We start from the raw sequence: 11,803 nt of genomic DNA on the forward strand, positions 1-11,803 counted from the left end.
TGGTATGGTTCTTGTTGCGGTTTATGTGACCTTTGTGCATTTCACTATTTTGTAAAATTCATTTCGCCTATGCCGACCAAATATTTTATTCTGCTCTGTTGTGTACTTTTTTTTATTCCCGTTAACTCCCAAGAAGAATTTATATTGGGCGAGCTCTACGATAGTAAGACCAATGAACCGATTGCGTTTGCCACGATTCGGGTCAAAGGGTATGCCATGGGTGTTATTTCCAATCAAGACGGCGGATTCAAGGTTCCTTTAAAATTCAAGGCATACAGCGAAATACTTGAAATTTCGTCCATGGGCTATGTGACAAAAGAAGTCGGTATAGTAAGCTTATCAACCGAACGGATCAATGTCATACGAATGGCTCCGGGAATTCTAGAACTGAATGAGGTCGTTGTACGGGCAAAATCGAAGGTAAGAGAAAGACTTACGGCCCGTCAAATCGTAGAAAGGGCGATCAAGAACATCCCGACAAATTATCCTTTGGAACCCTTTTCCTTAATAGGATATTATCGTGACTATCAATATGAAAATAATCGATATGTCAATCTTAACGAATCCATTTTAGAGGTTTTTGATACGGGGTTTGCGAAAAACTCTCTGGAATCGACCAATGTTCAAATCTATGATAATCGTAAGAATAATGATTTTTTACGGGATACGTTAGCCCTTAGTCCTTATGATTATAATAATAAAAAGAAAATCATACAAAAGGCTATTATTCCGAACTATGGAGGCAACGAGTTTCAGATACTGAGTGCCCATGATGCCATTCGAAACTATATGATCAATTCCTATTCTTTTATAAATCGCCTGGAGACCGATCTGCTCACCAATCATATCTTCAGTAAAGAAGACGATACTTATTTCGATGGAAAGTATCTGTATACCATAAAATTCACAAAAAATTCAGGAGGCCCCTATTCGCAAAAGGGCCATACTGCCAATGGTACTTTTTACATATCGAAAAGTAATTTTGCCATATATTGGATGGACTATAAGGTCTATGATAAAAACCGAATGTCGACTGATAGTAGAAAGGATAAATACGGTGAAGATGCTTATGTGATGCTTGAGGTAAAATCGGAATATCGCAACATCGAAAACAAGATGTACTTGAACTACATTTCAATGTTCAACAAATTCCAAGTTCGAGAACCTTATAGATTTCAGGTCGATGAGGTTGCGGTGAATTTTGCCAAAAAATGTTTTATAGTTTCATTTTCCGATCCGGTTAACGATGATGATGCTAATAAAGTTACGCGATATAAAATCCGTTATAAAGGCAAAAGAATAAAGGTTGATGGTATTGTGGTTATTCAAGATGAGGTGCTGCTATTCCCAAAACTGTCCAAAGAAGACCTTGACCGAATATTTTATGAGATGGAGTTGGCACAAAGGAGAAATGCCCTGGACGCCGACGTGCTCTATTTTGAATTCGGAAACATAAGGGATAGGTATGGTAATCTTCTCCATGAACCCACATATAAGGAAATGGATCAATTCCGTGAATTTTTTGTCCAAGAAGTAAAACCGAATGTGGCCATGCCTACCGATGTGTTATTTATGAATAAAAATAAACCTATATTCAAAGATCAACCCATTGTAAGGCCAGCTAATTTTGACAAGTATTGGATGAATACGCCCTTGCCAACAATTGAAAAACAAAAAGGCCCTAACTGAATTTAGGACCTTTTCTATTATCAACAATTAATTCTAAGCTTATAACTTAGCAGACTTCACAGTCTTAACGATTCTACCGGCAATCTTATATGGATCTCCGTTAGAAGCGGGTCGTCTATCTTCAAGCCAACCTTTCCAACCGCTTTCGACCGTAGCGATCGGAATTCGAATGGAAGCCCCACGATCAGAAATACCGTAGCTAAAGTCATGAATAGATGCGGTCTCATGGAGACCGGTCAAACGTTGGTCGTTAAATTCACCATAAACCGCAATGTGCTCTGCGACTAAGGGCCTAAAAGCCTCACATATCTTTTCGTAAACATCTTTGGAACCCGCAGTGCGCAAAGTACTGTTAGAGAAATTGGCGTGCATACCGGAACCATTCCAATCCATATCCCTTCCAAGTGGTTTAGGGTGGTATTCTATATAGTAGCCATGTTTTTCCGTTAACCTATCCAAAAGATATCTTGCCACCCATAGTTCATCGCCCGCCTTTTTGGCTCCTTTGGCGAACAATTGAAATTCCCACTGACCACAGGCAACTTCTTGGTTAATACCTTCGAAATTTATTCCTGCGGCGATGCAATAATCGGCATGTTCTTCTACCAAATCCCTTCCGTGGGTATTTCTTCCGCCAACCGAGCAATAATAGAGACCCTGTGGGGCCGGATAACCACCAATTGGAAAGCCTAAGGGCATTTGGGTATGCACATCCATAATAAAGTATTCTTGCTCAAAACCGAACCAGAAATCGTTGTCATCATCATCAATAGTCGCGCGACCGTTCGATTCATGTGCAGAACCGTCTGCATTCAGAACCTCTGTCATTACCAAGTAACCATCTTTTCTATCCGGATCCGGAAAAATGGCTACAGGCTTCAAGAGGCAATCCGAAGAACCACCTTCTGCCTGTCTTGTTGAACTTCCGTCAAAAGACCACATGGGGCAATCTTCCAGTTTGCCCCCAAAGTTATTTACGACCTTGGTCTTGCTTCTCATGTTTTGTGTGGGGAAATATCCATCTAACCAGATGTATTCCAATTTTGTTTTGCTCATATTCTAAAAGTGTTAGTTATTCCATTTTTGAACGATCCACAAAAATATGTTTTTAAATGTTTTCAACTAATTTTTAAGGGGTCAAATCCGTATTATTTAGATAAAATTATCAACACCCCTGTTGAAAAGAGGGTATTTTTAATTATAATTATTTATTTGAAGCTTTAATTATTAAATCGCTAATTCCTACTTTTGCCTAATATCAACAATCTGTACCATGTCTGAGCTACGATTTAGGGCTATTTCGGATAGCCAAAAAAGAAATCACATCCAAATTGAGGAACGCGGTAGACGGTCCGAACTTTTCGGAAAAAACGTCTTCAATGAAGAGCGTATGTTGCAATACCTGACCAAGGATGCCCTTGAAAGTGTTAAGGCCGCAATTTTTTCCGGTTCAAAAATAGACCGAAAAATAGCCGATCAAGTAGCCGAGGCAATGAAAGGGTGGGCCATCACCATGGGTGCCACCCATTATACGCATTGGTTTCAGCCATTGACAGGATCGACTGCCGAAAAACACGATGCATTTTTTGACCTCTTGCCTGATGGTAGGGCCTTGGAAAAATTTGGCGGCGCACAATTGGTACAGCAAGAGCCCGATGCTTCGAGCTTTCCGAGCGGTGGCATTCGAAATACATTTGAAGCTAGGGGGTATACCGCTTGGGACCCCACTTCACCGGCCTTTATTTATGGCACAACACTATGCATCCCTACCATATTTGTTTCCTATACAGGCGAGGCGCTAGACAATAAGGCTCCGCTATTAAGAGCTTTGCATGCTGTCGATGAGGCCGCAACGGCGGTGGCCAGATACTTTGATAAAAACGTGTCAAAAGTTCATGCTACCTTAGGTTGGGAGCAAGAATATTTTCTGATCGACAAGGCCTTGGCACAATCTCGGCCTGACATATTGTTGACGGGTAGAACCTTGGTTGGACAATCCGCCGCAAAAGGCCAACAATTGGACGACCATTATTTTGGGGTTATTCCGGTTCGGGTGTTGAGTTTTATGAGCGATCTTGAACAAGAATGTACCAAATTGGGCATACCGGTCAAGACGCGACATAACGAAGTGGCACCGAATCAATTTGAATTGGCTCCGGTATTCGAAGAGGCAAATTTGGCCGTTGACCATAATCTGCTACTTATGGATGTTATGGACAAAGTAGCCGATAGGCATCATTTAAAGGTATTGTTCCATGAGAAGCCCTTTGAAGGCATAAATGGTTCGGGCAAGCATAATAATTGGTCTTTGGCTACAGATACCGGAGTGAATTTGCTAAGTCCGGGTTCTACGCCCATGAAAAACCTTCAGTTCTTGACCTTTTTCATAAACACCATAAAAGCCGTGGATACCTATGAAGAATTGCTGCGCTCATCGATTGCGTCGGCCAGCAATGATTATCGATTGGGTGCCAATGAAGCTCCACCGGCAATCATGTCCATTTTTATCGGAAAACAGTTAAGCAGTGTTTTGGATGAATTGGAAGGTGTTTCAAAAGGAAAACTTTCCCCCGAAGAAAAAACCGAACTGAAACTCAATGTAGTCGGAAAGATTCCTGAGATATTGTTGGACAATACGGATAGAAATAGAACATCTCCCTTTGCATTTACCGGAAACAAGTTCGAGATGCGGGGGGTAGGTTCTAAGACCAATTGCGCGAAACCCATGACCGTTTTGAACACGATCGTGGCCAAACAATTACAAGAATTTAAAAAGGAAGTTGATCTGCTTATCGATAAGAAAAACCTAAAGAAAGATGAGGCGGTCTTCAATGTATTGCGAGAACACATAAAAGCATCGAAACGTATTCGTTTTGATGGGGACGGCTACAGCATCGATTGGGAAAAAGAGGCCAAGAAGAGAAAATTGAGTAATAATAAGTCTACCCCCGAAGCATTGCAGGTATTGACGGACAAAGTAAGTCTTGAACTTTTCGGGTCCATGAACGTAATGAGCGAGAAAGAGGTAGCTGCTCGCAAAGAAGTGGAGTTGGAGACCTATATATTAAATGTACAGATCGAGGGTCGGGTCATGACCGAGCTAGTTTATAATTACATACTGCCCGCCGCAATGCGGTATCAGAACATGCTCTTAAAAAATCTTGCAGGTATGAAAGACATCTATGGAAGCACCTTTAAAAAATATGTACCCGCCCAAATGGACATTCTAGAACAAGTATCGACCCATATTTCGGAACTCAAAACGAAAACGGATACCATGGTCGAAGCGCGAAAAAAGGGTAACGCCATGCTCGACACTAATAAAAAGGCCCATACGTATTGCAACGAGGTTCGACCCTACTTTGATGAAATTCGATTTAATTGTGATAGACTCGAACGCTTGGTCGACGATCGTCTTTGGCCCTTGACCAAATATCGCGAGTTGTTGTTTGTTAAATAGTCGATTCCGGCACTACGGGTTAATCTCGATTTTTCTATGTGAAAACCCCACATTTTTTATCGATCAAACGAGCTCCTTGTACATTTGGCACCATCTTTAACTGCCATCTTTTGTAAGTAATCTTGTATGATTTTTTAAGTGCTTACGCCTGAAATTACACTTTATCGATTAAAATGACCGAACAACGAAATAGTGTATCTAAAGATTTTTAACAGTATAGTTTTAACACATCTTAACGTTGAGAAATAATTTGAATACAGATTTAAGTTAATCTGACCTTTTAAATTATAGTATAGAAGCTAACCAATTTCTCCCCCTAGGTTAGTAAGTAGTTGATTCCCCTTTTTAAATAGTATTAGCATTTTAATTTGTACAGGTACCCCACATATCTTGCACAGACTTAGAATACCTATGTTTCCCTCGATGGTTGCTACCATGGTTCATATCGAACCTTGGTCAAGACCAAACGTAATAGTTTGATGTGTAACAATGTATTTTAACCTTTAAACCTTAATATTATGATTAAAAAAGTAGTTTTATGCGCTGCGGCGCTAGTATTTGGAACTGTGGCTTTTGCCCAGACCAATAACAGTACCATTAACCAGGTAGGTGGTCTTTTTGGTGCGAACACGGCCAGTGTAGGCCAAGCGGGTGTCTTCATCAATTCCGAGTTGAATCAATTGGGATCTAACAATGGAGGTACTGTTTTACAAACGGGAGCACTTCAGCTTTCCGAGATGGATCAAATCGGCTTTGGCAACCTTGCTAGTGCAACTCAGAGTGATGCTTTGAATTATTCCGATATAGATCAGGTAGGTAGAACGAACACTGCGGGTAACACGCAGAGTGGTCTTGGTAACTACTCTTCTATCGACCAGACTTCAGGTTTCTTTTCTGCAGGTGGTAACCAAGCGTACACCACGCAAGCTGGTCTTGGGCTCTATAGTGAAGTCACACAAGATGGTACCATGAACACAAGCAACGTGATGCAGACCGGAGCATTCCATGAGAGTTATGTCGAGCAAATAGGCAATGGCAATGGCAGCTATGTAAACCAGAGCCAAACTGGTACTCCAAACTATTCTGATGTGTATCAGGAAGGGGATGATAACGGTAGCTCTGTACAACAAGGTTGGGGTGACAATTACTCTGATGTCGACCAGATCGGTGACAGAAACTGGAGTGGTGTGATTCAAAATTTTGGAACAAATACTTCTAACGTTCTCCAATTGGGCAATGACAACGCTAGTGACGTAACACAGTTCGCTGGTAATAACAACGTTTCTGATGTAAACCAAGCTGGTAATGGCAACAAAAGTAGCGTTGACCAAGCATGGGGTGACAACGATTCTTATGTTGGTCAACTTGGCTTAGGTTCAGGTGCTGGTAGCGGAAACACAAGTTTTGTAGTTCAGCGTAGAGGTAACGATAACAATTCCGTTGTTGGGCAAATAGGTGTAGGTAATGAAAGCTACGTCTATCAAAGCGGTGCTGGAGGATCAGTTGTAAACAACAGCTTTTTGATCCAAGCAGGTATTGGCAACTACCATTCGGTTAGCCAAACAGGCGCTTTCGGTATCAATAATAGTGCCGTGACTCAAATAGGTACCAACTCGGCTACTGTTGTACAAGTTTCGGGATCTACGGTTTTTCCATAATACGAGTACCCCGAATGCCGACGGGTTTTCTTAGACTCGTTTAAGTTTAAATAGTAAAAGCACAGGGGTGGGTACTAGGTCTAACGATCAAAAGCCCTAACCCCTGTGCTTCTTTTTACTTCCCCACAGAAAATAGTTGATTGACTTTTTAGGTCTTTGTTTTGACGAGAGTGACGGACACCGAATTTTTTGGTCTTTGGCACAATCAAACTTTTATACACAGCATAATTTACTTACATTTAAAAGTCTTATGTAACGATTACCCAATGAAGAAAAAAACAACTTTATTGCAATTTTTGGCTATATGCCTTGTTTCGACACTAGCCTACGCACAAAATACGGTTGAAGAAACACGACCTTCGGATTTGATAGAAACGATTGGGCCGGAAAACGAACTGTTACGATCATTTGTGAATCCGTTACAGGCAAATACTTCCCTTAACACAAACAACATTTTTATAGAGCAGATTGGCTCGGGCAATTTGACCCAAGTAAATACCAACACCTCGACAAGTGATATAAAAGCCATGCAGTATGGCAATGGCAATTCGATTCGGACTACTGTTGCGGTCTTGGGCATGATGGAAACCATACGACAACAAGGCGATAATCATCACTTCGCTGAATTCGCCAATACCCCTTCACTAGAAATACAACGCCAGATAGACCAAATTGGGAACGGACAAAATTTGACCATTCATGGGAATAATTCCATCAGTGACAATATGCGTTTGACCATGGAAGGTAGTGCCAAAACAATTGTCATACGAAATTTCAATTAACTGAACTGCATAGCTATAAAAATGAAAAATATCACCTACATCATACTAGTAACGTTTTGCCTTCCTTTTTGCTGTTTAGGGCAATACTATAATAAGGAGGTTGAAGCTTCTATCGATGTAAAGGTACTTGATAACAGCGTTTTACAAATTTCAGGATCCGCTTACAACAAAACCGAAATCAATAAAAGCTTACGGTATACGCTATCCGTAATAAAGGGAGCTCCTGATGCAACCAATAAAAGTACAAATAGTCAAGAAGGGCGTTTCGTACTCGAACCGGGCATCAAGAAGAGTTTATCGACTACTTCGATTAATATCTCAGAAAAAGACCGAACGATTATTCTATTATTGGTGTATAATGATGAGGATAATATTGTCGGAAAAGATAGAAAAATATTAAATGGCCTAGAAGGGGAAGAAGATACCCTTGACCAAGCGGAGGCTGTAATAAGCGGCAGTCCAGATGTAAAGGAAAGTAAGGAAGATGGCTTTATCTTAAAAGGAATGGTAATAGAAGACACAAAGACCAAGGCTGGAAGCGATTTCTATGACTTGTTCTATTCCGCCTATTTAGCGCAAAATATCAATGGGGAAAAAATTGTGAAAATAGAAGAGAAATTGGCTATTGCCAACAATACCCAAATTCAAGTTGTTGTAGATGATGCTGTGGTCATGCAATTTATTATGAACCCCCGGGGTCAATATTTAGACGCCATGGCCGAACAGGCAATATATCGGGTAAACCTATATTTTCAACAATTGAGAAACCGAAAAAATCAAATCATAAGATATTAGGATTATGAAAAAAACGATTTTCATTTTGATGTTATTTGTCTCGGGTTATTGTCTCGGGCAGCAATTGGTCTATGAGCCCGTCAACCCTGCTTTTGGGGGCAATACGTTCAATTATCAATGGCTACTGAGTTCGGCCGAAGCCCAAAATGGCTTTGAAGACCCCAACTCAATTTTGGATAGGGAAGAATTGACCGAACTCGAACGGTTTCAACAAGATCTGAACCGGCAAATTTTAGGCAGCCTTTCAAGAACGGTTTTCAACTCGCAACTTGGGGAAGGCCTTCAGGAAGGTACTTTTGCAATCGGAGACTTGGCATTGGAAATTTTCGAGACCCCTGAGGGCCTGGTCATAAATATTCTTGATACTTCAACCGGAGAACAAACCCAAATTGTTGTGCCCAATTAATAGATGAATCAAATGTACAAAAGAATAACAGTCAAGCTTTTGCTTATATTTTCCTTTTTGTTATCGGGTTGTGGGGCCTATTTCAATCAGCCCTATGAGCCCCAAGACGCAAGGATCGGTGAATTGACTTCAAAGACCCAAGTGTTACGCGAATTACCTGCACCACATGAAAAAGTGGTCGTTGGGGTCTATAATTTTAAGGACCAGACTGGGCAATACAAAAATCTAGAGGCAGGTAGTTCGTTCAGTACGGCGGTCTCTCAGGGTGCGACCACGATGTTGGTTCAGGCATTGGAAGATTCCAAATGGTTTACGCCCATAGAGCGTGAAAATTTGAATAATTTATTGAACGAACGCAACATCATTCGATCCACACGTGAAGAATATCGCAGAAATGCGAATTCAAATCAGCCCACCTTGCCACCACTGCTTTACGCAGGCATTCTGTTAGAGGGCGGTGTGGTTTCCTACGACACCAATATCATCACAGGGGGTGCCGGGGCTCGCTATTTTGGAGCAGGTGCTTCAACACAATACCGCCAAGATCGTATTACCATTTATTTACGGGCGGTCTCTACGAGTAATGGTGAAATTTTAAAGACAGTTTATGTCTCAAAGACCATCTTATCGCAATCTTTGGATGCCAGTTTGTTTCGGTATGTCGCTTTTCAACGTTTGTTGGAGGCTGAAACAGGTTTTACCAAAAACGAACCGGTACAATTGGCTATGAAAAATGCCATTGAATCGGCGGTTGAGGCCCTAATCGTAGAAGGTGTGGCTAAAGGACTTTGGACTACCGCTGACGGTGGTCTTAAGAACAAACAACTTATGGATGCCTATAAGGCCCAAAAAGAATATGAAGAATCACAATTGTTGTATGATAGGGACCAGATAGAGACACCAGCGCAGGATGCGATTACGATTGGGGCTACAGCACCACTTTTGAACGGCGATCTACCCAATCAAGATTTTGGTTTTGGCGGCTATGTCGGCTACTCGAAATGGTTGTCGCCAAAATTAAGTCTGAACTTTGATTTCGATTATGTGTATTTGACAGGAGGGAAATCTTTTTTTGAAGAGTACCTGAGTCCTGAATTGAACCTGGAACTCAAGATATTGCCAAATGACAAATTTGGACCCTTTGTATACGGAGGGGCCGGATATATTTTTGAAATCCATTCTCCGGATCTCGGGCAGACCAAAAAGGTAACGACACCCAAAGCACAACTTGGTGCCGGTCTGAATATCAAAATATCCGATAGAATCGATTTCAGGGTATTCGGCGAGAGCAACTTTACTTTTACCGACCAGCTCGATGAAACCATAAACGGCAAAAGAGATGATTTTTATTACTCCTTCGGAGCAGGCATAAAGTACAAGCTTGGAAAGTATAAAATGAACCAAAAGATAAACGACTAAAAATGAAAAATAATATCATACCCTATCTAGTATCGGCACTAGTACTCTTTTTTGTAGGATGTTCTGAAGATCCCATAGAAGAAAATGCTTTTGGAACGTTAACCGGTAAAGTAGTCACAAAAGGTGATAATGTTCCTTTGCCCAATGTGAAAATATCGACCACCCCAGTATCTACGACCATATTTACCGATGCGGAGGGCAATTTCATTTTCGAGGAGATTGAAGCGGGTGATTATTCGGTCCAAGCCGATTTGGCCGAATTTCTCACCGCATTCGAAGGTGCCAACATCATTGCAGGCAAAACGAGCAATGTCATTTTTGAGATGGATTCGGTAAATTCAGCCAATATCTTACCTAAGTCACCATTGCTTATTTTCCCGGAAGATGGAACGGAGAATATAGGCACCGAAGTAGAGTTACAATGGAATTCTTCCGATAACGATGATGACAAAATACTATATACCCTTGAGCTCCGAAATGGTGAAACCAATGAAATACAGCTTTTCAAGGATATTAAGGATACCATGTTCTTGGTAGAAAATTTACCGATCGGCAAAAACTTTATTTGGCAGGTATCCGCAGATGATGGTATCAATGAGATGGTAGAAAGTGCATTAAGCAGTTTCGCTACGAAGGACGGTGCGTCAAATCGATTTTTTTACACGCGTAATGTAGATGGTAACAATGTGATTTTTTCAGGTACGGAACCCGTTACCGATGACGAAAATAATGTGAATCAAAACGAAATTCAATTGACCGGAAATGATAAGAATAGTTATCGGCCCATGAAAAATAATACGGTTGGAAAAATAGCCTTTTTGCGCTCGCAAGGCGGCGAAAACCACATTTTCACCATGAGATTAGATGGTACCGAACTTACACAGGTAACCCAAGATATTCCCGTGGCAGGTTTTAGAAATTCCGAATTGGAATATACTTGGTTCGATAATGGGGCGAAACTATATTATCCGAACTTCAATAAGTTGTTTTCCATAAATCAAGACGGTTCTGGAGGCCAATTGGTATACCAGGCTGCCGATACTGTATTGATTTCAGAAGTTGCCGTGAACCCCACAAACGACCTTGTCGCTATTAAGACAAATGCATCGAACGGCTATAGCGCCCGTATCATCGTTGTCGATCTGGTGGCAGGTACCGAGCAAGTGGTCATTGAAAACGAACCAGGTGCGCTGGGCGGAATAGACTTTTCAATCGACGGAAATACAGTATTGTATACCAGAGATGTCACGGGCATAGAAAATGCGGAATACCGACAACTGGACGCTAGAATCTTTGAATACGACTTAACCGATGCAACGGCGACCGAGATTGATACAGGTAAAGCCCCTGGCACCAATGACCTCGATGTCAAGTATTCCCCTGACGACGGTACGATAATATTTATGAATACGTCGAACGATGGCATTTCAGAGCGTACCATATATCGGAGTATACCAGATGATGAAATTACAGGTGAAGGTCAGAGTGAAGTTTTGTTCACCAACGCCTTTATGCCCAATTGGGAGTAAACTAACCGAGTAAACCTGAAAAATTCCGCTCTGTATGAGCGGGATTTTTTTTGTTTGGAATATAA

General features: G+C 41.3%; 9 protein-coding genes. 8 read left to right on the forward strand and 1 reads right to left on the reverse strand.

The annotated features are described in order from the left end of the window. The first annotated feature begins 69 nt into the window (after window positions 1-69). Window positions 70-1,689, forward strand: a complete 1,620-nt coding sequence (locus N8A86_RS15295) for a carboxypeptidase-like regulatory domain-containing protein (RefSeq protein ID WP_273566186.1) — start codon at window positions 70-72, stop codon at window positions 1,687-1,689. 39 nt (window positions 1,690-1,728) lie between these two features. Here the strand turns inward: N8A86_RS15295 and N8A86_RS15300 are convergent, their stop codons facing one another. Next, window positions 1,729-2,745: a glutamine synthetase beta-grasp domain-containing protein gene (locus N8A86_RS15300; RefSeq protein WP_273566187.1), complete on the reverse strand. Its 1,017-nt coding sequence runs from the start codon at window positions 2,743-2,745 to the stop codon at window positions 1,729-1,731. 217 nt (window positions 2,746-2,962) lie between these two features. On the opposite strand from N8A86_RS15300, the gene N8A86_RS15305 reads away from it, so the two are divergent. The 7 genes from N8A86_RS15305 (at window position 2,963) to N8A86_RS15335 (ending at window position 11,738) form a co-directional block, all read left to right on the forward strand. Then, the gene (locus N8A86_RS15305; protein WP_273566188.1) at window positions 2,963-5,149 is read left to right on the forward strand and encodes a glutamine synthetase III family protein; all 2,187 of its coding nucleotides are present in this window, start codon (window positions 2,963-2,965) and stop codon (window positions 5,147-5,149) included. A gap of 566 nt (window positions 5,150-5,715) precedes the next feature. Beyond that, window positions 5,716-6,807, forward strand: a complete 1,092-nt coding sequence (locus N8A86_RS15310; protein WP_273566189.1) for a hypothetical protein — start codon at window positions 5,716-5,718, stop codon at window positions 6,805-6,807. 266 nt (window positions 6,808-7,073) lie between these two features. Continuing rightward, window positions 7,074-7,589, forward strand: coding sequence for a hypothetical protein (locus N8A86_RS15315; RefSeq protein ID WP_273566190.1), 516 nt, complete (start codon window positions 7,074-7,076; stop codon window positions 7,587-7,589). A gap of 21 nt (window positions 7,590-7,610) precedes the next feature. Further along, window positions 7,611-8,384, forward strand: coding sequence for a CsgE family curli-type amyloid fiber assembly protein (locus tag N8A86_RS15320; RefSeq protein WP_273566191.1), 774 nt, complete (start codon window positions 7,611-7,613; stop codon window positions 8,382-8,384). Window positions 8,385-8,388: 4 nt separating this feature from the next. Further along, window positions 8,389-8,790, forward strand: a complete 402-nt coding sequence (locus N8A86_RS15325) for a curli production assembly/transport component CsgF (protein WP_273566192.1) — start codon at window positions 8,389-8,391, stop codon at window positions 8,788-8,790. Between the two features lie 12 nt (window positions 8,791-8,802). After that, complete coding sequence (locus N8A86_RS15330; RefSeq protein ID WP_273566193.1) at window positions 8,803-10,209, forward strand: CsgG/HfaB family protein; 1,407 nt, start codon at window positions 8,803-8,805, stop codon at window positions 10,207-10,209. 2 nt (window positions 10,210-10,211) lie between these two features. Then, window positions 10,212-11,738, forward strand: coding sequence for a carboxypeptidase-like regulatory domain-containing protein (locus N8A86_RS15335; RefSeq protein WP_273566194.1), 1,527 nt, complete (start codon window positions 10,212-10,214; stop codon window positions 11,736-11,738). Window positions 11,739-11,803: the final 65 nt, after the last annotated feature.

Origin of the sequence: Maribacter halichondriae, from assembly GCF_027474825.1 — a bacterium.
GTDB classification, from domain to species: domain Bacteria; phylum Bacteroidota; class Bacteroidia; order Flavobacteriales; family Flavobacteriaceae; genus Meishania; species Meishania halichondriae.

Bases quoted from the DNA above. Each gene is read 5' to 3' on its own strand.
- N8A86_RS15330 (WP_273566193.1), top strand. From the start codon at position 8,803: ATGTACAAAAGAATAACAGTCAAGCTTTTGCTTATATTTTCCTTTTTG.
- N8A86_RS15315 (WP_273566190.1), top strand. From the start codon at position 7,074: ATGAAGAAAAAAACAACTTTATTGCAATTTTTGGCTATATGCCTTGTT.
- N8A86_RS15295 (WP_273566186.1), top strand. From the start codon at position 70: ATGCCGACCAAATATTTTATTCTGCTCTGTTGTGTACTTTTTTTTATT.
- N8A86_RS15335 (WP_273566194.1), top strand. From the start codon at position 10,212: ATGAAAAATAATATCATACCCTATCTAGTATCGGCACTAGTACTCTTT.
- N8A86_RS15320 (WP_273566191.1), top strand. From the start codon at position 7,611: ATGAAAAATATCACCTACATCATACTAGTAACGTTTTGCCTTCCTTTT.
- N8A86_RS15300 (WP_273566187.1), bottom strand. From the start codon at position 2,745: ATGAGCAAAACAAAATTGGAATACATCTGGTTAGATGGATATTTCCCC.
- N8A86_RS15325 (WP_273566192.1), top strand. From the start codon at position 8,389: ATGAAAAAAACGATTTTCATTTTGATGTTATTTGTCTCGGGTTATTGT.
- N8A86_RS15305 (WP_273566188.1), top strand. From the start codon at position 2,963: ATGTCTGAGCTACGATTTAGGGCTATTTCGGATAGCCAAAAAAGAAAT.